The organism is Candidatus Magnetominusculus xianensis, assembly GCA_001541255.1.
Lineage (GTDB): Bacteria > Nitrospirota > Thermodesulfovibrionia > Thermodesulfovibrionales > Magnetobacteriaceae > Magnetominusculus > Magnetominusculus xianensis.
On sequence record LNQR01000033.1, the window covers coordinates 12706 to 35239 of the forward strand.

Consider the following 22534-nt stretch of genomic DNA (forward strand, 5'->3'; position numbering starts at 1 on the left):
TCTCCTTATGTATTGATTATTTAAGCATTTCGATGAAGACAGTTGCTCAGTCCACGGTCAACCACAATGGTCTGCCCCCTGATGCCGCGGCTTGCGGGGCTGCACAGAAACAGCACCACATCTGCAATCTCTTCCGGCATGACAAAGAGCTTTTCAGGGATTCTCTCAATACCGTCAATGAACTGGCGAAGCACCTTAAATGAGTCCGTCTTAACAAGCCCGCCTGAGACCGCATTTACGGCGATATTCTTTAGAGTCTCTGATAAATCCCTTACGACTGCCTCCATTGCTGCCTTCATGCTGCCAAGAGGATAGCTCTGATTATAGAAGCGGCTGCCGAGGCTTGATATAAATATGATGTGTTTATCGTGTCCAGTTGTGCTGGTCAGATATGGCAGTGCCTCTTGGACACAAAAGATATTGCCGATGTAGTTGGTATCGACCAATGCGCGGAGTTCCCGCTCAAGCAGCCTTTCGATGGGTTTAAATGGTGCACGGGCAGCGTTTAAGACAAGCACATCAAGGCCGCCGAGGGCTGATGCCGCATCAGCAAAGATTTTTTTTACCGAATCCTTCTGTGAAATATCACCGGGGACGAGAATAGCCTTTTGGCCCATAGACTCGATTTCGGCGGCAAGGTTTTTAGCGTGTTCTTCTGAGCGACCACCTTGTTTACTGAAATTAATGGCGACATCTGCACCACTTTTAGCAAATGCCAGAGCTATGGCAGCCCCAATACCGCGAGAACTACCGGTTACAAGAACCTTACGCGGGCAGATTGGCCCCCCGTTGCTTGTTATATCAGGTGTATCAGTATTTTGCGTATCCATATCATTTAGCCCCGACAGGAATTTTAGCAAAACCCAGCCTGTAGAATCAAGTTGATATTTGCAAGTCAGGGCAAACGCATTTCAGGGCAAACGTATTAGAAAATTTCGATAGCCATTTCGTCCTATAATAGGGGTGGGGAAGGTTTTCGCCTCCCCTATCAGAAAAGCATCGGTCATAGCTAAAAATATAGACAGTTTCTGTCGAATTTTCTAATGCGTTTGCCCTGGGCATTGCCTTAGTACAGATTACCTTCGCACCTACGAATGTTAAAATTATCGTTTTTAAATTTATATGATTTATCACTTTCAAAGTCTTTATCGTCAGTATTATCTTTAAGGCTTTCAACTGTGTTTATTTCTAACTTTAACTCTATTTTATTTGAATTAACTCCTGGTTTTTTCTTTATTACCGCGAAATCATCATAGAAATAGTTCAATTGTATACCACCTGGAAACCATAGAACACAACCGCCAAAACTGCCGCTGCCGTTTTTGCTTTTACTAATATCAAACATCCATCCTTCAGGTTTGTAAGGTAAGCTGTATATTTCTGCATTCGTTACATCAAAATACATGCTCATAATACTGTAATGAATCTTATTGCTGATCTTAAAATCTTTTTTTAACGATACGCAATATAGGCCGTCTCCTTCTGCGGTAGATAAGGCAAACAATATCATTATTACTATTATTAATGTCTTCACGGTATTTCCGGTAAGCATTTGTCTATCTTTTGTACAGTAACCTCATTATCATCGGAATAATAAACCATTACACTTGTGCCTGATCTTTTCGTCATATATACTATAGTCAGCCATATACGTATTCTACCATCTTTGGATTTAGGTCTCCTGAGAATAACAAAATTTTCTAAATCCTTAAATTTTATGGTATGATTATCTGACTTTGACGTGGCAGTCATAGATGAACTAATCCCAACAGAATCTTCACTATTACTAATATCATAAACCCACGACGAGGGTAAGCTGGGAAGGTCATAGATATAAGCATCATTAACGCTCATCTCGATTATCCTGACTCTCTCTGTTTCGTAGTTTTTTCTGTTCGCTTTTGAGATATAATAATATGTATATTCACACTCATCTGCAAACCCAGTGCAGGTAATACCAGCAACGAGAAGAATTACTACTGCCGAAACCGCAAGTTTATTTCTAATAATTAGTGTCATAAGTTATGATAAAACAATTGTTCAATCAAGTAGTCGCTTTTTCCCGAATCAAAATTAAGGTTCATTATCATGGTTGAGTGAATACCTCTTAAAGCATTTATTAATTTGCTTGATTACAAAGTCGTTGGTCTCTAATTTTAATAGCTCAACTGTACCATTTGGTTTGTTACAAATCAGTGTCATGGTCAAATACGGCTTATCATCTTTTATTATAATTATACTGAGAAAATCCTTAAAATACCTAATATCGACAGCTTCATGGTCAGTTTCAGCCAACCCGATTAATCTATCGCCTTGTTTATCAGGAAAGGTATAAATCCAACCATTGGGCATCTTAGTTATACTATAGACATCGTAGCCTTGATATAGAAAGAATGCCCTAACTTTGTATTTCTTTTCAAGGTATTGGTCTTTCAATGAGATTATATAAAACTGATCCTTACATTTTGCCGCAAATCCTGACTCTGGTGAGAACACCGCCGATGTGACAATGAACAAAACCATTAATCGCAGTGACAATGACATGTGTTTGACTCCAGCGTTAATATAAATATGTACAATCATTATAAGAGCAGTCCATTGTCTTAGTACAGCTTGCCTTTACACCTGTGTATATTTAAATCTTTGTTTGTAAAATGGTATGCTACCTCACCATCGTCTATTTCAACACCTTTATCGTTGATTGAGTACTGTTCTATAGTGAAACTAAACATTATCTTCACTTTATCTAATCTAACGCCTGGTCGTTTCTTTATTACCACAAAATCATCAAAGAAAAATCCTAAATTGAAACCACCGTGACCACCTTGGCAAGCGCCAGTGTAACTTCCGCGCCAGTTCCTTTTTTTATCGACAGCGAAGCTGTCTACGGGTGGAGTATGTAATATACTATATATTTCAGCATCAGTAATGTGAAAATTTAAACCGCGTATGCGGCGAAATAACTTATTTTTTTTGGTAAATCCATTTAACGACACGCAGTACAGGTCGTCATCTCCTCCGGCAACAGAGAATGTAAACAATACTATTATCAGTATTAATAATGTATTCGAGAATCTCTTGTTAAGCATTTATCTATCTTCTGTAGAGTAAAATCGTTGTATTTTATAGGGTCTCGACCAGCATCATATGTGTTGACACCACCTTCTTTAGTCATATATATTATGCTCAATGTTATAAATATCGTCTGTTCGGATTTATTATTAGGTTGCCTTATAATAACAAATTTATTGAAATCTTTAACTTTTAAGGTATGTTTATCTGACTTAGCCGTGGCTGTTATAACAGAGGTTTCTCTGCAAGAACCTTTATAACAAGTAATATCATATACCCATGATGAGGGCAAAAAGATGACGTCATATATAAATGCATTGCCTACAGCCAACTGAAACGACCTAACTCTTTCTGCTTTATAGTCCTTTTCATAATCTAACGAAACGTAATAATACGTATCTTCACATTCAGCTGCTATAGCTTTGGTAACGATAAACAGAATCGCCACCAAAGCTGTCAGCAAAATTGCCAATCTATTGTTCAGTGTCATAAATTTAATAATCAATTAACTTTCCGTAAATGATGTCAGTTGAATCAAGTTCACTCACTATAGCGTTAATACTTCTTAAGTGATTTGTGAATTTCTCTTATAAAAAAGTCTTCTGCGTTAAGAACTAATACTTTTGGTGTTCCATCTGGTTTGTAACAAATGAGTGTCATACTAAAATAAAGCTCTTCATCTGGATGATCTGGCATTAAAATTAAGGTGAGAAACTCCTTAAAATACCCAATATCGACAGCTTCTCTGTCAGTATACGCAGCTGCGATTAAAGTACTTGAATGTTCGTAATTATAGTCATAACGCCAATTTATGGGCATTTTAGGTATGCTGTAGATATCGATATTGAGACCGGGATCTAAATAGAATGCCCTAACCTTATATTTTTTCTGAGAGTATGAGTCTTTCAATGAAATAATATAAAACTTATCCTTATATTGTTCAGCAAGTCCAGCCTGCGGTGATAACATAACCGATGAGACAACTAACAAGACTACTAATCTCAGGCATAATGACATTCATTTAACTCCTACTTTAATCTAAAAATACACCTTTCTACTTTAAACATACGTACATATAATTGTCAAGCATGTTCTTCTAAAAAAAATGAGAGGAGTATGTTCAAACTCCTCTCATAGATCATAATAACTGCGGATAGAAACTATCTATCGGCAGTTATTATTTTTGTCGTTTCTGAATTCTTCATCATTCGCACACAGTGCGTCATGCGCTTTTTGTTCAATTCCCGGTCTACGCTTTTCAGCGGCTTCGTTTTGTTCTTTATATTTACGCTGACCATCTTCAGCAGATAAGAATGTAACCTTAACATTTAGGAGACCTGCACCCATTTTATCTGCTATTTCACCATATGCCGCAGGCGAGAGGTCAATGCCTCTTGTTGGATCAGGCATTGGTACGAGTTGACCTGCAACTTTTGCCGTCACATATGGTCCGCTATCATTGATTTTGACTATAACAGTCTTCCCATTTGCTGTGTTAGTAACCTCGGCATATACATCTTTATAAGAACCTCCTGTATAAAATCGCTGCATCGCTGCAGTAAATTTATTCTTATCAAAGATTTCGCCGTTTGCAGTTTGTTTATTATGCCACTTGTTCCCATAAACAGAAGCTTGTGTCTTGCATGTATCGCCACTACATTGGGTAAATTTGTCTGTATTATTAAATCTACCCTCTTTATTTAGCTTCTTAAAATTAGTGGCATTATTCCTGATGTTATCAAGCCACTCCTTTTCTGTTTTATAAACCTTGTTACTATCTAAATGGGGTGGTGACTTCTGAGATTTTTTATCTATGATCTGCTGCACCCCCGATTTAGCCTTAGAAACATTCAGCGCATAGTCGGCAACACCTGTTACTGGTACGCCGACAAAACTGCCCAGCAGCGTATCCACTTCATCTGAGCCGCCTTTTTTGGCGATGTCTCTCCAATACTTGGGGTCTCTGTCTAAAAGTTCGACTGCCTTTGCGTAACGATTAAACGGTGCGTTTCCTTTGGACAGTTGATAAAGCCCCTCCTGAAAACTAAGGTCACCCCTATTGACTTCACGGGCTAACCGCTCTGCCTTGTCCTTTAACTCACTGTCTTGCGGCTTCAGATTCCCTAATGCTGCTACAGCGTCAACTCTCTGTTTTATAACGCCTTTTTCCCTTTCAACCCGCTGCGATAACTCATCTGATACCTCACCGCCGCCATACGAACACCCAGGCTTGCTTCCCATAAACTTCCCCGTCTCTGGGTCTTTCAGATAACAATCACCTTTCATTTAAAGTATCCTCCTTAAAAATAGTTGGGTTTTACGACAGGATTCTGCTATGAATATAGCAGTTCATTTTTAATGATAACACAAATTTTATTATTTATCAACAATTATTTTTGTCGCGTGTAAATATTTATCATAATTGTTTTATTGTGCGGCAGTCTTTTCTCTGACACGCCCTAGTCATTCCTGACTGTGTAGTTATAAATATTTGAATCTGCTGGCTCTTGAGCATTACACTCAACTGTTAAACATAGAAATGCTTAAGGCGTTTGTCCTGATTTGCAAGTTGTTTTTCGTAAAAGATGGCAGGGACAGGTCTTCATGGAACATAGTATTGACTCGCAGCTCAATCTGTAAACTAACCGCCAAATAGTTTGTCATACAGTAGTTGTGATTTCGGCGTCGAAATGTTAGAATTACCAATCTATGAAAAATAATATAAAAAACAAATCGGTGCCGCCAAAGAAAGATAAGGATAAAGACAAGGATAAGGTCGCGGTCTCTGCCGTCTATCTCAGAAACATCGAAAAAAAGGTAGAAGACCTTGAGACCATTATCGAAGTATCCTCTATCATCTCCTCAACCCTCGACTACAGCAAGCTGATTTCCCTTATCATGGAAAAGGCTAAACACATCATGCAGGCCGAGGCCTGCTCCATCCTGCAGTACGACAAGGAATCAAATAAGCTCTTTTTCGAGTTTGCTATCACCGGGGAGCGCGTGACTTCAAATCTCTTGTTAAAAGAAAGAGTTACCCTTGATATGGGACAGGGCATAGCAGGCTGGGTTGCTGAACACCTTGAACCGGTCATCATAGAAGACGTGTATCTCGATGAACGATTCTACCGCGAGGCCGACGAGCTGAACAATTTTAAGACTAAAAGTCTGATAGCTGTGCCTCTGGTTGGACGCCGTGGGCTTTTGGGCGTGGCCATGATTATAAACCCAAAGGACAAGAGCCATTTCTCAGACTATGATGCCGGAATATTCCAAACATTCTGCGTCCAGATATCAGCAGCAATAGAAAACTCCCGCTTTCACACCGAATCAGTACAGATGGAAAAGTTTCGGCAAGGACTTGAAATTGCATCTGTGCTGCAAAAAAGTTTCCTCCCTGAGAACCCTGCATTTACAAAGGGGAATCTGCATGTCTCGGCTGCAAACATACCGGCTGAGAAAATCGGCGGCGACATTTATGATTTCATCGAACCCGTAAACGGCTCAATCGGGGTGCTGGTTGGTGATGTCTCAGGCAAAGGCATTTCGGCTGCATTATATATGGCAAAGATTATCAGCGACTTCAGATACAAATCAAAGACAATAGAGTACCCGGAGGTGGTCTTTAACCGCCTCAACGTGGGGCTGTCAAACAGCCCTATGGGGATGTTCCTTACGGCTGCATACTTTATTGTCGATGTCAATACAGGACAGTTCACTGTAAGTGCGGCAGGGCATCCGCCATTTTTGTGGATATCGAACTCTGGTGTAAAGATAATGGATATACCCTCAGGCCCGCCGCTTGGCATAATTCAATATGAGTACACATCGTCAGGGTTCACACTACAAAGCGGCGACAGGCTGTTAATCCTCACTGACGGGGTATTTGATGCAAAAAATAAGATTGGCGAGAGGCTTGGCTTCGGGCGCCTCGTAGCATATGTAAAAGAACATCGGGAAAAGGAGTCACTTGTTCAGGCCATCGTAGATTACCTGCACGATTTTTCCAATGGTGCGGAGACATCGGACGATATTACGCTGGTCGAGTTGAAATGGAAATGACAATATACTTGCGAGATTAGATGAATAATCCGATAGTCATAACCATACCGTCACATCCGAAGTATCTGTCGGTTGTTCGGGCGGCGGCGCTCCTGGCGGCTGAGATTAGCGGATTGGGCACTACAGAGGCCGAGGACATAAAACATGCCGTCGATGAGGCATGTTCCAATGTGATAAAGTACGCGTATAAATGCGATTGCACAAGGAAAATCACGGTGAAATTCGATGACACGCAAAACAGTTTTCAAGTCACAATCGAAGACTCAGGCTCTAAGGCTAAACTAGAGGACATAAAGATCAGGGAACTGGACGAGGTAAAGCCTGGCGGTCTTGGCATTCACTTCATCAAAAAGGCATTTAATGCCGTTGTCTTCGACAAGAAAAAGAGAAACGGCAACAGGCTGCTTTTGACCAGATATAAAAATACAGACGAGGCGGTTATTTCAAAACAGAAATGAGGTTGTGAGGATTTTATATGAAAATTGAAACAGCAGCACATTCAGATTACACTGTGATATCAATTGCCGGTGAGATAGACATGTACTCCTCTCCAGAGCTGAGGGATACGCTATTGGCGCTTGTGAAAAAAAAAGCGGCTACTGTAATAGTAAATCTCAAAGACGTCAAATACATTGACAGCTCCGGCATCGCCACTTTTGTAGAGGCACTTAAGAAGATGCTTGCCTACAAGGGTAAGTTTAAAATGGCCCAGGTACCCGATAGGGTGATGGAGATATTTAATTTTTCAAAACTCGACAAGGTCTTCAATATATATGGAAGCATAGAAGATGCCGCAAATAGTTGAAAACGTCTTAGGTGCGGCTGGCAGAAAGACCCTATCTCTGACAAAAGACCTGCACAAGGTTGCAGTCCTTATAAACGAGGTCTTTTACTGGACAATCGTATCGCCGCTCCGGGGAAAGCCACCGCGTGTACGTGCTGCAATATCAGAGATGGTAAAAACAGGCTATGACTCCGTGTTAGTAGTAGTAGTGATAGCATTTTTTGTCGGTGCGATATTGGCGCTTCAGTCGGCCTACCAATTAAAGAAATTTGGCGCAATGTTATATGTAGCCAACCTTGTCGGGGTAGCTATAACCAGAGAGCTTGGCCCGATAATCACTGCAATTATAATAGCCGGAAGGAGCGGGTCGGCCTTTGCCGCCGAAATCGGTTCGATGAGGGCGCAGGAGGAAGTCGATGCACTGCTCAGTATGGGAATCCACCCTGTCAGGTTTCTCGTAGTGCCAAAACTTATAGCTCTGATGCTGATGCAGCCAGCGCTTACGACATTTTTCGATGTAGTCGGCATATTTGGCGGGTTTGCCCTGGCAGTAACTTTGCTGGATGTCAATTCGGCCAGTTATATAAACCAAACAATCAATGCACTGCAAGTAAATGACCTCGTTACAGGACTTGTCAAGGCATGGGCATTTAGTGTGGTAATTACAATAACAGGGGCATATCAGGGGTTTCAGGTAAACGCCGGGGCTGAGGAGGTTGGAAGGCGGACGACTGCCTCTGTCGTAACATCTATTTTTATGGTAATAGCTTTCGATTTATTTTTTACAGCCCTTTTTTACTACTTCACATAAAATGGAAAGCGCGATAGAAGTCTTGGACTTGGTAACATATTACGGTGAGAGAAAGATTCTCAAGGGAATTTCCTTCTCCATCCCCACTGGCATGACCACTGTAATAGTCGGAGGGAGCGGCTGCGGTAAGACCACAACATTAAAACACCTAATCGGCCTTTTAAGACCGGCAAGCGGCAGCATTCACATTCATGGCAAGGACATCGCGACAATGGACGACACGAGCCTCGATGAATACAGAAAAAAGATGGGTGTTTTGTTTCAGGGCGCAGCGCTGCTTAATTCCATGACCCTTGCTGAAAATGTAGCCCTGCCGTTGAGAGAACATACCAGACTCAAAGGCTCTGTCATAGATATAATTGTAAGAATGAAGCTTGACCTTGTGGGGCTTTCCGGGTTTGGCGATTTTTATCCGGCACAACTGTCCGGCGGGATGAAAAAAAGGGCGGGCATTGCACGGGCAATGGCAATGGACCCTGTTATACTATATTTCGATGAACCCTCTGCCGGCCTTGACCCCGTCACAGCAGCCGGCCTCGATGAACTCATCCTGAGGCTTCATCAGGTGTTTAAGATGACAGTCGTTGTGGTAACACACGAACTGCCAAGTATTTTTAAGATAGCCGACTATGTGATAATGCTCGACAAGGGTGAAGTGGCCTTTGTGGGAACACTGGATGAATTTAAAAAATCTGACAAAACCATAGTTCGGACATTTCTCGAAAGGAGGCCAGAGGAGGAGTCCTACTCTCCGGACAATTATTTTAAGATAATAACCGGTGCTTGAGTATATGTTGCGTGTGTATCGAATAAGCGCAGTGTTGTTGATATTAGTAATAGCCTCGGCTGCGTGGGCTTCGGGAGTGAAATTCGAGATAGCACTCAGCAAGACTAATCTATCCATTGGTGAAGGAGCACAGTTAAGCCTGATATTTCATGGTGACAGGGGAGCCCCTCAACCCCCTACCCCGCAGCTTGATGGCTTCTCTGTCAATTACGGTGGCTCGGCTTCAAGGATGTCTATAATAAACGGTTCGGCTTCAAGCGCAGTCATCTATAATTATTTTATCGTGCCTATGAAAACAGGCGATTTTAAGATCGGGCCGCTTACGCATCAGTACAACGGAAAGACATATACGTCGAACGAGCTAATGCTCTCTGTAGTTGACACTTCAGGGGCTCCACCTAATCCACCGCCGCCAGCATCTCATGGGCAGCAGACCCCATCGAAAGATTCTCCAAAGGGTATAAATGACAGGGTGTTTTTGACCCTGAAGCCGTCAAAGCCGACAGTCTATGTAAACGAAATATTTACTGTCAGGGTAAAACTCTACATCAGGGATATTAGTGTGCGCGAGGTGAGCTTTCCACTGATAGCAGACAGCGGGCTTTCGGTAAGCAATTTCGACAAACCAGTTCAGTCCAAAGAGACCATAAACGGGCTGACTTATGACACGGTTGAGTTTACGGCTGCGGCCTTCTCACCTACGTCTGCAAATTCGTTAAAACTTGGACCGGCTACATTAAAGTGCAGCATATTGGTTAAGGCAAGCCGTGGCAATTTCCCGCGCGGGGCATTTGACGATGACTTCTTTAATAATTTCTTTGATTCGGCCAGGGCTGAGGCCATCGAACTGAAGTCCGAAACTACTGCAATAAAGGTCATGCCGCTGCCTGATGAGGGAAAACCAAAGGGTTTTAAAGGCGCAATCGGCTCATTCGAGTTAAGTGCGGCTGCTGAACCCGCCGAAGTAAAAACCGGTGACCCGGTTACTCTAAAAATGACTGTTACCGGAAAGGGAAATTTCAACACCGTCACAGTACCTGATAAAGATGATACTACCGCATCACTCAAATACTACGACCCACAGATTAAACAGGATAAACACATATCGAAGACCTTCGAGCAGGCCGTCATACCACTAAGCAACTCAGTTCAGGCGATACCTGAGATAGTTTTTTCATTTTTTGACCCGGACAAGAAGTCCTATCAGACAGTAAAAAAAGGGCCGTTTCCGGTAACAGTAACCGGGGCAGGCACAGTCGGCATGGCAAAGATATCAGGCCCGCCCCAATCCCCAGGGGAAACTAAACCAGTAGAAATACTTGGGAAAGATGTAGTGTTCATAAAGGAAAGGCCGGGCAAAGTTACCAGAATATCAAAAATATCAAACTGGCAGCAAATGCCATATCCTATGTTTCTGGCCTTTCTGCTGATACCGCCGATGGTATATATAGGAGCGGTCATACATGCAAGGAGAATCAGCCGCCTGCGCCGTGATGTTAAATACGCCAGAGGGCTAAGGGCACCGAAAAAGGCAAAGCTGGGGTTAAAGACAGCTTCCGCTTTACTTGAGACGGGAAGTGAACAGGAATTCTACGACGCCGTACATAAAACCATTTTTGATTACCTGGGAGATAAGCTTCATATGCCGCCGGGTGAGATAATGAATGATACGATATTCTCACTGCTCGAACAAAAGGGCCTTGAGACACAGACGCTGAAAGAGATATTTAAGGCGTGCGACATGACAAGATACGCCCGCGGCGGACTTGGTAAGGCGGAGATGCAGAAAACCTACCAACAGATAGAGGATTTTATTGACAAAATGGAAGGCACACGGTTTTAAAATGAGGCCGGTTCAGGATATGAAAGATGATCCCGATAATTAAGATATTCATGACAATAATTGTTTTTGCCGCCCTCACCTCTCCGGCGCTTGCGGGGGCCGATACAGCGGCAGCAGACGTGTTTAAAAAGGCAGCGGCATTTTATACACAAGGTAAATACGACGAGGCCATAAAGGAATACAATAAGCCAATACAAGAGGGCTATGAAAGCGGCAACCTGTACTATAATATTGGCAACTGTTATTTAAAAAAGAACAACATCGGCTATGCGATGTTATATTATGAAAAGGCAAAGAGACTGATACCGGCAGATAACGACCTCAGGGCAAATTACGAGTATGCCGAATCACTGATAAAAAACCGGCAGAGTACTGACTCAAGGTCGTGGTTAAACCGCCAGTTGGACAAGATATATAACCCGCTTACAACCGGTGCCCTTACAGTATTATTGGTGTTTTTATATGTGATGATATTTGCAGTTCTCACAGCCGGACTATTTGTTGAATGGATAAAGAAAAAATATTCTACCATTGTAATATCAGCAGCCGCAGTATTATTACTTATATCGTCATATGTCTTATATCAACGGCTGAGTTCGGGGCAGTCCGTAGTTCTGGTAGAAAAAGTGGAGGTCAGATACGAGCCATTTGACAAGGCAACGGTATTTTTCACGCTCTACGAAGGGATGAAGGTAGAGGTAATCGCCGTAGAAACGGACTGGTATAAGATTAAAAGGCCGGATGGCAAGGCCGGATGGATTACAAAAAACAACATTGGCCTGATTTAGGGCCTGATATATGCTATGTTAAGTGCAACACCGAAAATCTCTATGCTGCTACTGTGAAAAAAACCCAATCGAGAACATTTCCCTCAGTTTGTGTTATCCTACCAGTGTACACGTTGAGGTATCAATGCGTCAAAAATATGATATAACTCTAAAAAAGCTGCTGAAAGATATTCCGACTGCGTTTCTTAAGATTCTTACCGGATTTGAGACTGGTAGGTTTCTTGATGTGACGCTTGTTGATATTCAATACCGTAAGCCTGATTTGATTATCGAGCTGCCTGATGGCAGCATTTTGCATATCGAGATTCAGAGTACTTCAGACCCAACCATGTTAAAGCGGATGTGTCTCTATTGGGCATTGATTTTCAACCAGCATGACAGGCTGCCCAGACAGATTGTCCTGTATGTCGGTAGAAAACCTCATCAAATGAAAAATGCAATCGGGCCGTATTCCTATGAGATACTCAATATTCGCGACATCAATTGCTCAGATTTATTAAAGAGCGATAAACCGGAGGATGCTGTACTATCGCTTTTATGTAGCTCAGATGACATGGACTCCGTAATCGCTCAGATTTTAGAGAAACTGTCGGTGCTGCCACCAAAAACCATGAACGATTACATAATCAAACTGTTGAATCTGGCAGATTTACGCAAATTGTCAAAGAAAATTTATGAGGAGGTAGAAAAAATGCCTATAACAATTGATGCAAGAAAGACCTGGCTTTTTAAAGAAGGTTTAAAAGATGGAAAGCGTGAAGGCTTATCTGAGGGGAAACGCGAGGGGCTGTTTGAGGGAATCGAATTAGGACTTGAACTCAAATATGGCGCTGCCGGTCTTGAGCTGATGCCTCTGGTCAGGGGTGTCACTACAATAGATAAATTGGAGGCGTTCAAGAATCTTATTAAGAAGGCGAAGACTGTGGATGAGCTGAAGGGGTTTTTTGAAACAAGCGGTGTTTAGCACTACCGCTTCAGCCCGCGCCCCTTCCAGATAATATATATCGCCGGATAGATAATCAACTCAAGTATTGTCGATGTTACAACGCCGCCAACCATCGGGGCTGCTATTCTTTTCATTACGTCTGAGCCTGCCCCGGAGGAAAACATCACCGGAATTAATCCCGCTAATATCACGCTTACTGTCATTATCTTTGGTCTGATTCGTTTGACAGCGCCGTGCATCACTGCCTCTTTTAAGTCCGCGTATGAATTCAGTCGGCCCTCTTTTCTCCACTTGTCATAGGACAGTTCAAGATATAACAGCATCACTACTCCCGTCTCGGCATCCAGCCCCGCAAGGGCTATCATCCCCACCCACACCGCTATGCTCATGTTGTAATTCAACAGATATAAAATCCAGAACGACCCGACCAGAGAAAATGGCACGGCCAACAACACTATCGCCGTTTTTACCGCCGATTGCGTGTTGATATACACCAGTACGAATATCACAAATACCGTCAACGGAATCACCAGCTTGAGCCGCTTGTGCGTCTCCACTATGTATTCATACTCACCGCTCCACTTCAGTCGATAGCCCGATGGGATTTTTATCAGCTCTGAAACCCTGCGTTTCGCCTCCTCAACGTAACTCCCCACATCCCTGCCAGAGAAATCTATATAGACATATGCAGTTAATAAACCCTCTTCGCTTTTTATCGCAGTGGGGCCGTGTGTAATCTTTATGTCGGCTATCTCAGAAATAGGAATCTGGGGTAGCTGAGCAGGCACAGACATCGACGAAGACGTTGAATTTACTGCCTTTGGATTCGACGACATAATCGGCACAAGCACCCGCTTTAAGTCGTCTATATTACCCCTTAAATCCCTTAAGTATCTCACGTTTACTGGGAATCTCTGCCTTCCCTCAACTGTCGTAGTCAGGTTCATACCCCCAACGGCAGACTGTATTACCTCCTGAACATCATCCACAGTCAGGCCATAACGGGCTGCCTCTTTCCTCTTGACCTCGAAATCCAGAAAATATCCCGTCATTACACGCTCGGCATATGCGCTCCTCGTGCCGGGGATTGTCTTCACAGCATTTTCAATTTCTATCCCGATTCGCTCAATCTCTTCGAGTTTGGGACCAAGTATCTTTATCCCAACCGGCGTCCTTATCCCTGTTGACAACATATCTATGCGAGCCTTTATCGGCATCGTAAAGGAATTCGCAACTCCGGGAATCGACAACGCATCGTTCATCTCGTTTTTTAAGTCCTCAACCGTCAAGCCCTTTCGCCACTGAGACTCAGGTTTCAGATTAACAATCGTCTCAAACATCTCTATCGGGGCGGGGTCAGTGGCAGTCTCCGCCCTGCCCGCCTTGCCAAATACCTGCGCCACTTCGGGGATTGTTTTTAATATCTCATCCTGCATTTGCAATAATTTCCCAGCCTCAGAGACAGACGCCCCCGGTACTGTCACCGGCATATAAAACAGCGTCCCCTCATAGAGCGGCGGCATAAATTCTGTCCCAAGTTTCTTGTATGGATACACAGTTGCACCCATTATTATAAGAGCTAGTATAATGACAATCCACCTGAGCCGCAGCGACAGCCTTGCTACCGGTTCATAGAGAAAATGCAGCACCTTGCTTACCGGGTTTCTCTCCTCCGGGATTATCTTCCCCCTGATAAACATCGTCATCAGCACCGGTGTTATCGTTACGGCAAGGAATGACGAAAACAGCATGGCAAATGTCTTCGTATAGGCAAGCGGCTTGAATAATCTGCCCGCCTGCTCCTGCAGCGTAAACACGGGCAGGAATCCAACGGTTATCACAAGCAGCGAAAAGAACAGAGACGGCCCTACCTCCTGAGCTGCTTCTATCACAACATCAACTCTGCTTCCAGGGCGCCCGTCATGCTCCCACTGTTCAAGTTTAGTGTGTGCCTGCTCTACCATGATTATCGACGCATCGACCATCGCCCCAATCGCTATCGCAATCCCGCTCAGGCTCATTATGTTGGACGTTACGCCCAGATAGTACATACATATAAAAGACATTACTATGGCTATCGGTAGCGTCAATATTACCACCAGCGCGCTTGGCAGGTGAAATAAAAACACCACACACACGACGCTCACGGCAATAGAAAGTTTTATTATCTCGTCTTTTAACGTATCGATTGCCTTGCCTATCAGGTCAGACCTGTCGTATGTGGTCACTATCTTCACACCTTTTGGGAGGCTTGGCTCTATGTCGTTTTTTATCTTAGCCTTGACCCGTTCGATAACATCAAGGACATTTTCACCAAAGCGCACAACAACAATACCACCTGCAACCTCGCCTCTTCCATCAAGGTCAGCGATGCCGCGCCTTATCTCCGGGCCAAGCCGAACCTGTGCTATGTCCTTTATGAATATGGGCGTACCCGCGCCGTTTGTCCCAACCGGGATTGCCTCAATATCCCCAACATTTTTGATATACCCCCTGCCCCTCACCATGTACTCAGTGCCGGAGAACTCCAGTACGCGCCCCTCTACGTCGCGGTTGCTCTTTTTGACCGCCTCAAGCACCTTTGTTATTGGTATGTTATATGCCGCAAGGCGGTTAGGGTCAATGTTAATCTGGTATTGCTTTACAAAGCCGCCGATGCTTGCAACTTCTGACACGCCGGGGACACTCTCTAATGCAAGTTTCAGATTATAATCCTGAAGCGTCCTCGTCTCAGACAAATCATGCCCGCCGGTCTCATCAACAACTGCGTATTCAAAACCCCAGCCAAGCCCCGTTGCATCAGGGCCTAATACGGGATTGACATCTGCCGGAATCTTGGCTTTTACGCCCTGAAGATATTCCAGAACGCGGCTCCTTGCCCAGTATATGTCTGTCCCCTCTTCAAATATCACATAGATAAACGATGTGCCGAAAAATGAAAACCCCCTGACAGCCTTTACCTTCGGGGCGGCAAGCAGAGTTGCCGTTATCGGATATGTTATCTGGTCTTCTATTAAATCTGGGGCGCGGCCATTCCACTGTGTGTAAATAATTACTTGGGTGTCGCTTAGGTCAGGGATAGCGTCAAGCGGTGTCTTCTTTAGCGCCCACAGCCCCCAGAGAAATAAAAACGCAACAAGCAATACAACAATAAACCTGTTTCGAGCGCTATAGGCTATCAGTTTAGCTATCATAATGATTATTACTTCTGAGGCCCAGGGGCAATGCCCTTGAGTTTGGCCTCTGAGTCTATGAGAAACGAGGCTGCCGCCACAACTTTTTCCTTGTCCTTCAGGCCGCGCGTAACCTCCACCATATCGCCCGTGTTAAGGCCAACGGTGATCACCCGCGGCTCAAAAAGCCCCTCTCCTGCATCTACATATACGACCTGAGTCTTCCCTGTGTCAATTATCGCATCGCGCGGGACAACGAGTCTGTTTCCCAGATTTACCTGGAGCTCAACGTTTGTAAACATCTGAGGAAGCAGGCGGCCATTTTGATTTGGCACACTAAAGCGCACCTTTACTGTCCTCGTATCTGCTGCAATGCCTGGATAGATATAGTCAATCTTAGCAGATAATTTCATATCTGGATAGTAACTCAATGTGATGGCGGCAGACTGCCCCAGTTTAATCATAGGCAGCTCATTTTCATATATGTCGGCAATGACCCACAGGGTTGACAAATCGGCAACATCAAAGAGTTTCTCACCCGCCGCCACGCGCGCCCCCGCAACTGCCTTTTTCTCTGTCACGTAGCCGCTTGCCGGGCTGTAGAGCGTAAGGGTTCTGATTGGCTTACCCGTCTGTTCAATGCGTTGTATCTCTTTGTCTGTGATGTCCCAGCGCTTGAGGCGTGTGCGGGCGGCCTCGACAATTGCAAGGGCATCATCTGTGAGCGCGGCGTTAAGTGAACTGCTAATGTCGTCCGGTGTGTCGGTGACTGATGGTGTTTTGGCGGTGTTATAGCGTTTTGTCCATTTTATCAGATTTAGGTATTCCTGCTGAGTTGCCATGAGTTCAGGGCTGTAGATTTCAGCAATCGCCTCGCCTTTTTTGACATATCTGCCGGTGTAATCGACATACAGGCGTTCTATCCAGCCGTCGATTTTTGTGTTGACAGTGGCCTGGCGTTTTTCGTCAAGTTCAATCCGCCCCACAGTTCTTATTGTCTTTATGGTGGGTTTCATTTCTACGACAACTGTTTTGAGGCCGATTTGCCGCTGTTTTTCAACAGGGATTTCTACGGTCTTTGGCTCTTCGGCAAAAAGCGCAGTGCCAAATAATAGAATTATAAATGCTGTGATATAACAACCTTTCGCCATCATTCCCCCTTCACGCTTGGCGCTGTTAAAGCCTCAAGACGCGCCACGGCCTTTTCTCTTGCCGTGTACTGGCCCCAGTACTCAAGTTCATAGTCAAGGAGCGATTTTAGTCTGGTCACAACGGTAAGGGCATCGACCTTGCCGTTTATATAGCCTGTGACGGCAAGTTCGTAGTCCTGCCACATGCGCGGAATCAGGGCATCCTTGTACAAGCCCATCAGCTTTTCGGACGATTGAATCAGCGTGTAGTTTTCCCGTACTGATGCAGCACGCATCGCCTTAGCGCTGTCAAGCTCGTGAATTGCCTCAGTAGCCATCGAGGCGGCCTCACTGACCGCCATATTTTGCTTACCCTTATAGAATATAGGGATTGGGAATGAGGCAGTTAGGCTCCACATGTCCTTAAAATCCCCGCTCCTTTGGTAATATCCCGCATTAATGGCAATATCTGGATAAAAATCCTTTTTGGCCGAATCGATTTTTATCTTCGCCTGTGCAAGCAGTTCCTCCTTCGCCCTAATCGCAGGGGACGCCTCATAAGCACGTCTGATTGTCCCTTCAAGTGTCATAGTATATGGCGTCTTTGGGCGGAGTGACGGCCTGCCCAGCGGTGAGTTGACGTCGCGCCCAAGTGTGGTGTTCAAATCTCCGGAGAGTGTCTGAATCTTTTGTTTTTCTATCTCTTCTTTTTCTATGAGCATGTATTTTTCTTTTTGGGCCATGAGGACGTCTTCCTGCTGGGCCATGCCGGAGGAGTAGCGGGCAAGGGCAGCGTCGGTAAATGCCTCAAACAACGCTGCCCGTTCTTTGATTATTTCAATCGTCTTGTGCGACAAGAGGAGGTCAAAGTACAGTTCCTTCACACGGGCAACGGTCTTTAGGCGCACATCCTCAACTATTGCCCTAAGGGAATCTGTCTCTTTAGCCGCCGCCTGCTCTTTGAGGGCAAGTTTGCCGGGGAATGGGAATGTCTGCGTTAGGCCAACAATCCACTGTGCCCCCTGTTCCTGACCAAACGTATATTGTTGGAATCCCTCATTTTGATATCCAATAGTAAACATAGGGTCTGGGGGGCTTGCGGCCTGCGGGATTCTAAACTCCGAGGTAGCGGCCTTCGATTCGGCAGCAATGACTTCGTGATTTCCCGTGACGGCCTCTACGATTAATTTATCAAGGTCAAGGTCATCAGCCGAGGCATTTTTCATCCCAACGGCTGAGACAAAGACTGTCATCATAAGCAATATTGAAGCTGCTTTATTTCGCATCGATAGTAAACTTCGCTGAGATGGTCTTTTTATTGTGAGTAACCTTAACGTCGATATTCCACGAACCGGCCATCGAGAGGTTTAATACCGCGTGATAGACCTCGCCGGTTTGAGTGATGTCAGCCGTATAGTTCATAGCAGGCATCCCCGGCATCGCTGGCATGGAGTAATCGAGCTTAACCTTTGCGTCTGTTACGAGTCTGCCCGAGGCATCTGTTACTTCAATTTGAGCAGCGTTATCACCGACAACGGGGCTTTTCTTGTCAAGTTTTAATTGAACGGTATATTCCCCTGCCTTCTTCTGCATCTGCATGTCCTTAGCGTAAACCACACCAGCCGTCAACACAACAACAGCTATCAACAACACTAACATCTTTTTTTTCATGTCTTTCCTCCTGATAACAATTTTGCACATGGGCTTGCGCATGGGGAGCTTCACCCCTTTTCTTTCAGTCCCCTAAAGGAGACTGTTTCACATTGCTACAAAAACACATAATACTGTATCCTATTAATTTATTACAAGCATAGTTTAGTTATCTGTCAATCTGAACAACTCGCCATTTGCCACGTTTTCTTTGCCTTAACTTGCAATTGCCTCTTTTGTTATCGGCAATTGCAAGTTAAAAACAGCCCCTTTCGTCATTAGTTATGTTTACCTCCAAACTTACTTACACCAGGTCGTGTAGTCTGGACTTTGTTAACTTTCGGCGTTATGGTTTCTTTCTTGTCACTCACACCGGTAGTTTTATCGGCTGTTCCCTGGTCAGAGAGATTTTCAACCGTGGCAGGATTTCCATATCTCCCTGTGTTCTCATCACCCTGCGCTCCTGCGGCGCTAACTCCGAAAATCGAAAGCACTACTAACATCGATATATACAATAGTGTGTATTTCATCTTCCTTACCTCCTTACGCGATTACCAAGCTATATTACCCATGCCATTGTTGCCCATTCCATTAGTGTCCATGCAGTAGCCGCCCTGACCGTTGTTGCCCATTCCATTAGTGTCCATGCAGTAGTTGCCCATGCCATTGCCACCCATGCCATTGCCACCCATGCCGTAGCCACCCATGCCATTGCCACCCATGCCATTGCCACCCATGCCATTGCCACCCATGCCGTAGCCACCCATGCCGTAGCCACCCATGCCGTAGCCACCCATGCCGTAGCCACCCATGCCATTGCCACCCATGCCGTTGTTGCCTCCACCCATAAAGGCATTACCATCGACTACCACGAACAAAACTACCATCAATACCACTACGAGCAGCCCCAGTTTCTTCATTTCCTTACCTCCTTATTTATTTTATGTTTCATTACCTGCATTCATTATATCATTCAATTATGAATTAATTATGAAGGTAGATTTTTATTCCGAACGAACAGGCCATACATGTAAAGATGTGTTCTTATCATGTACAGTGACGTTGCCGTGATTCGCACTCACAGCCCAAGCGTTGTCATTTTTGTAGGCACAAACAGAGGATGACCAATATTCGTGTCTAACATCTATGAAAGGATGCCCCTGAGTAAGGGAGGGCTTGTGATAGTTTGTATCTATTATACTAAAAAGCTCATGCACTTCGGGCAGTCTCCAATCAGTGTAGCCCCCATATTTTTGCTTATTTAAACCCTTTATGAAGGCATCGATAGATACCCACGTCATACTCTTGCTGGCTATGTCTGCGCTTCTCGTCCAAATAAGGCCGGTTTTAGCATCTTTTACGGTTAAGTTCGTAAGGATAGAAAACCTCGAGTCCTGCGCGTAAACACCAAACGCCGAGATAAGCATTACTGAAAAAACACAGACAACCATCAAAACATACTTTGATTTCATTTCACCCTCCATATTTGCAGTATATGCAGACAGTTACAACATAAATCCATGATTAGGGTATTATACTTTTAACAGCCTCGTTTGCGAGGGTACTGCGTGCTGTATCCGAGATGTTTACAACCACAGCAGATGTGGCAGCGTTACCGCTCATCATACCGCCACCTCCCATCATACCCCCTCCAGTCATACCTCTACCGCTACCCATCATATTACCAGTACCGGTAGTTTGTGCTACATTTGATGTAAGGATTTGGCTATATGCCTGTTGTACCTGGTTATTTATCAGTATCGCCATCGTTCACTCCTCCTTCACTAGAAGCATTATTAGCGTTGCCATGGACATGAGCTTTTTTAGTGCTCGTATCATCATGGTTCACGTCCTTCGTCTGTTTTTTTCCATGTGTCTGATCATTGTTCTGATCGTGGTCGTCATGGGGGCACTTCATTCCCATCATAGCCAAAGCATCGCCAGTATTGTGTCCTGCCATTAATAAAATCACCAATATCACAAGCAACATCGTCTTTTTCACATACCCTCCTATAAGTTCTCTGTTATTTTTGTTGTTTAATTTTATCAGAACAATGTGAAGAAATTATGAAGGGGTGATGAAAACCCTAAATCTCAGGCGTCGGCAACAACATCTTCTAATATTTTAGTACACGAAATACTTACGTACCATATCGTTCATGATTTTCTCAAGAATATCGTCTTCAACTTTGCTTATTTTATCGTATAGTTCGATTGACAGGGACATGAAGACCTCTAATAGATTGGGGTCGAAGTGTTTCCCTGAGTCTTCTTTCATTATCTCAATAGTTTTTTCATAAGAGAGCGGTTCCTTATAAGGACGCTTAGAGGTGAGGGCGTCAAAAACGTCGGCTATCGCAAATACCCTCGCATTAAATGGGATGTCTTCCATCTTAAGGCGTCTTAAATAACCGTTTCCATCATATTTCTCGTGATGATAAGCCACAACATCACCTGCATCTCTGAGCCACGAGTATTTTCCAACTATGTCCAGGCCGTGACTGACGTGTGTCTTCATATGCTCAAATTCCTCTTCGGTTAGCTTGCCGGGTTTCAGCAGGATGTTGTCCGAAATTGCAATTTTTCCTATATCGTGGAGGAATGAGCCTTTTATCAGGCTCCGCATCTCGTCATTTTTTAAGTCTAACGCTGTTCCAAGCGTGACGGCATAAATTGTCACCCGATAGTTATGGCTGTTTGTATCACTGTCCCTTTTAGCAATAGCGCTGCCCAGTGATTCAAGTATCCCAATGTTAGCGTCTGACAGATCGTTAGTGAGGTTTATTAAATCCTTATTGAGTGTTATTAAATTCCTGTTCATAGCCATGACTATTGGATAAAAGATTATTGCCGCTGCAAAAACTGCTGCCACTACTATAAATAAAGTCCCAAATATCAGCTCTCTTATAGCTTTCATTGTCTTGTCATCCGCGCGGTACACAGCCACGAAATAACCGTATTTTTTGTTATCATCGTCAAACAGCGGTACAACTAAATTTAAAAATACTCGACCGTCTATGAAAAACTTTTTATAGGCAACATTATCAGAAAACAGATATGTCTGATATTTCGATTCGATGTGTTTCTTTTCCAATTCTATCTCGCCGATGTCTTTAGTTGATGCCTTGTAGAGTTCTTCACGTTTGGCATTATATAGTTCGACAATGACAAAATGAGCCATTTCAATGTGATGGTAGAGCTTCCTGTTCATCTCATCACGCTCTTGTTGTGTTATATTTAGTGAAAAATACTCTTTATCATCAATCAAAGGTTTGGATTCAGCGATGGCAAGTTCTCTGACGAAATCGTCAATATCTTCAAGCTTGACAAAAAATACCACCGTCCCAAGCACAATAGACATAACAAACCAGCCTATTAGCAGGCGCATTATCAGTTTTTTGTGTATGTTTGATGGCATATGTAAAGAAGCCGTAGAAAACAGTGGTCTCATTGTGGACATCTCATTCCCATCATATAGCCCAGACACC

Annotated in this window: 26 protein-coding genes; 8 read left to right on the plus strand and 18 right to left on the minus strand. The window is 44.0% G+C overall.

Annotated elements, in window-relative coordinates:
- Positions 1-20: 20 nt before the first annotated feature.
- The 8 genes from ASN18_RS04805 to ASN18_RS04840 all read right to left on the minus strand — a co-directional run bounded on the left by ASN18_RS04805 (position 21) and on the right by ASN18_RS04840 (position 5358).
- Positions 21-830: an SDR family oxidoreductase gene (locus tag ASN18_RS04805; protein WP_157072836.1), complete on the minus strand. Its 810-nt coding sequence runs from the start codon at positions 828-830 to the stop codon at positions 21-23.
- A gap of 236 nt (positions 831-1066) precedes the next feature.
- On the minus strand, positions 1067-1552 hold the full coding sequence (locus ASN18_RS04810; RefSeq protein ID WP_085051575.1) for a hypothetical protein: 486 nt from the start codon (positions 1550-1552) through the stop codon (positions 1067-1069).
- Positions 1531-2019: a hypothetical protein gene (locus tag ASN18_RS04815; protein ID WP_085051577.1), complete on the minus strand. Its 489-nt coding sequence runs from the start codon at positions 2017-2019 to the stop codon at positions 1531-1533. Before ASN18_RS04815 ends, ASN18_RS04810 begins: the two co-directional genes overlap by 22 nt.
- Positions 2020-2073: 54 nt before the next feature.
- The gene (locus ASN18_RS04820) at positions 2074-2544 is read right to left on the minus strand and encodes a hypothetical protein (RefSeq protein WP_085051578.1); all 471 of its coding nucleotides are present in this window, start codon (positions 2542-2544) and stop codon (positions 2074-2076) included.
- Positions 2545-2603: 59 nt separating this feature from the next.
- Positions 2604-3089 carry a hypothetical protein gene (locus ASN18_RS04825; protein WP_085051579.1) on the minus strand — a complete coding sequence of 162 codons (486 nt, stop codon included), beginning with the start codon at positions 3087-3089 and terminating at the stop codon, positions 2604-2606.
- The gene (locus ASN18_RS04830; protein WP_085051580.1) at positions 3056-3562 is read right to left on the minus strand and encodes a hypothetical protein; all 507 of its coding nucleotides are present in this window, start codon (positions 3560-3562) and stop codon (positions 3056-3058) included. The genes ASN18_RS04825 and ASN18_RS04830 overlap by 34 nt, the downstream gene beginning before the upstream one ends.
- Before the next feature lie 65 nt (positions 3563-3627).
- Positions 3628-4089, minus strand: coding sequence for a hypothetical protein (locus ASN18_RS04835; RefSeq protein ID WP_085051581.1), 462 nt, complete (start codon positions 4087-4089; stop codon positions 3628-3630).
- Between the two features lie 147 nt (positions 4090-4236).
- The gene (locus tag ASN18_RS04840; RefSeq protein WP_085051582.1) at positions 4237-5358 is read right to left on the minus strand and encodes a septal ring lytic transglycosylase RlpA family protein; all 1122 of its coding nucleotides are present in this window, start codon (positions 5356-5358) and stop codon (positions 4237-4239) included.
- Between the two features lie 423 nt (positions 5359-5781).
- Here ASN18_RS04840 and ASN18_RS04845 point away from each other — a divergent pair, with 423 nt between their 5' ends.
- The 8 genes from ASN18_RS04845 (at position 5782) to ASN18_RS04880 (ending at position 13111) form a co-directional block, all read left to right on the plus strand.
- Entirely contained in the window at positions 5782-7134 is a 1353-nt protein-coding gene (locus ASN18_RS04845) for a PP2C family protein-serine/threonine phosphatase (RefSeq protein WP_085051584.1), read from the plus strand.
- Between the two features lie 20 nt (positions 7135-7154).
- Positions 7155-7592, plus strand: coding sequence for an ATP-binding protein (locus tag ASN18_RS04850; RefSeq protein ID WP_085051586.1), 438 nt, complete (start codon positions 7155-7157; stop codon positions 7590-7592).
- A gap of 17 nt (positions 7593-7609) precedes the next feature.
- Positions 7610-7939 (plus strand): STAS domain-containing protein, encoded by a 330-nt coding sequence (locus tag ASN18_RS04855; RefSeq protein WP_085051588.1) that lies wholly within the window; start codon positions 7610-7612, stop codon positions 7937-7939.
- Positions 7923-8729, plus strand: coding sequence for an MlaE family ABC transporter permease (locus ASN18_RS04860; protein WP_085051589.1), 807 nt, complete (start codon positions 7923-7925; stop codon positions 8727-8729). The genes ASN18_RS04855 and ASN18_RS04860 overlap by 17 nt, the downstream gene beginning before the upstream one ends.
- Before the next feature lies 1 nt (position 8730).
- Positions 8731-9516, plus strand: coding sequence for an ABC transporter ATP-binding protein (locus ASN18_RS04865; RefSeq protein WP_085051595.1), 786 nt, complete (start codon positions 8731-8733; stop codon positions 9514-9516).
- Positions 9509-11359, plus strand: coding sequence for a BatD family protein (locus tag ASN18_RS04870; RefSeq protein ID WP_085051597.1), 1851 nt, complete (start codon positions 9509-9511; stop codon positions 11357-11359). The genes ASN18_RS04865 and ASN18_RS04870 overlap by 8 nt, the downstream gene beginning before the upstream one ends.
- 26 nt (positions 11360-11385) lie before the next feature.
- Positions 11386-12147: a tetratricopeptide repeat protein gene (locus ASN18_RS04875; protein WP_085051599.1), complete on the plus strand. Its 762-nt coding sequence runs from the start codon at positions 11386-11388 to the stop codon at positions 12145-12147.
- A gap of 124 nt (positions 12148-12271) precedes the next feature.
- On the plus strand, positions 12272-13111 hold the full coding sequence (locus ASN18_RS04880) for an RpnC/YadD family protein (protein WP_085051601.1): 840 nt from the start codon (positions 12272-12274) through the stop codon (positions 13109-13111).
- Between the two features lie 2 nt (positions 13112-13113).
- Here the strand turns inward: ASN18_RS04880 and ASN18_RS04885 are convergent, their stop codons facing one another.
- The 10 genes from ASN18_RS04885 to ASN18_RS04930 all read right to left on the minus strand — a co-directional run bounded on the left by ASN18_RS04885 (position 13114) and on the right by ASN18_RS04930 (position 22497).
- Positions 13114-16287: an efflux RND transporter permease subunit gene (locus ASN18_RS04885; RefSeq protein ID WP_085051603.1), complete on the minus strand. Its 3174-nt coding sequence runs from the start codon at positions 16285-16287 to the stop codon at positions 13114-13116.
- A gap of 8 nt (positions 16288-16295) precedes the next feature.
- On the minus strand, positions 16296-17420 hold the full coding sequence (locus tag ASN18_RS04890) for an efflux RND transporter periplasmic adaptor subunit (protein ID WP_085051605.1): 1125 nt from the start codon (positions 17418-17420) through the stop codon (positions 16296-16298).
- Positions 17417-18682, minus strand: coding sequence for a TolC family protein (locus ASN18_RS04895; protein ID WP_085051607.1), 1266 nt, complete (start codon positions 18680-18682; stop codon positions 17417-17419). Before ASN18_RS04895 ends, ASN18_RS04890 begins: the two co-directional genes overlap by 4 nt.
- The gene (locus tag ASN18_RS04900) at positions 18672-19067 is read right to left on the minus strand and encodes a FixH family protein (RefSeq protein ID WP_236861524.1); all 396 of its coding nucleotides are present in this window, start codon (positions 19065-19067) and stop codon (positions 18672-18674) included. Before ASN18_RS04900 ends, ASN18_RS04895 begins: the two co-directional genes overlap by 11 nt.
- Before the next feature lie 257 nt (positions 19068-19324).
- Positions 19325-19576 carry a hypothetical protein gene (locus ASN18_RS04905; RefSeq protein WP_085051610.1) on the minus strand — a complete coding sequence of 84 codons (252 nt, stop codon included), beginning with the start codon at positions 19574-19576 and terminating at the stop codon, positions 19325-19327.
- A 21-nt stretch (positions 19577-19597) separates the two neighbouring features.
- Positions 19598-19966 (minus strand): hypothetical protein, encoded by a 369-nt coding sequence (locus ASN18_RS04910; protein WP_085051612.1) that lies wholly within the window; start codon positions 19964-19966, stop codon positions 19598-19600.
- Positions 19967-20050: 84 nt separating this feature from the next.
- On the minus strand, positions 20051-20518 hold the full coding sequence (locus tag ASN18_RS04915) for an Lcl C-terminal domain-containing protein (RefSeq protein ID WP_236861525.1): 468 nt from the start codon (positions 20516-20518) through the stop codon (positions 20051-20053).
- Positions 20519-20570: 52 nt separating this feature from the next.
- A complete protein-coding gene (locus tag ASN18_RS04920) occupies positions 20571-20813 on the minus strand; it encodes a hypothetical protein (RefSeq protein ID WP_085051615.1) in 243 nt (80 codons plus the stop codon).
- Entirely contained in the window at positions 20794-21048 is a 255-nt protein-coding gene (locus ASN18_RS04925) for a hypothetical protein (RefSeq protein WP_085051617.1), read from the minus strand. Before ASN18_RS04925 ends, ASN18_RS04920 begins: the two co-directional genes overlap by 20 nt.
- A 123-nt stretch (positions 21049-21171) precedes the next feature.
- Positions 21172-22497: an HD-GYP domain-containing protein gene (locus tag ASN18_RS04930; protein ID WP_236861526.1), complete on the minus strand. Its 1326-nt coding sequence runs from the start codon at positions 22495-22497 to the stop codon at positions 21172-21174.
- Between the last annotated feature and the right edge of the window lie 37 nt (positions 22498-22534).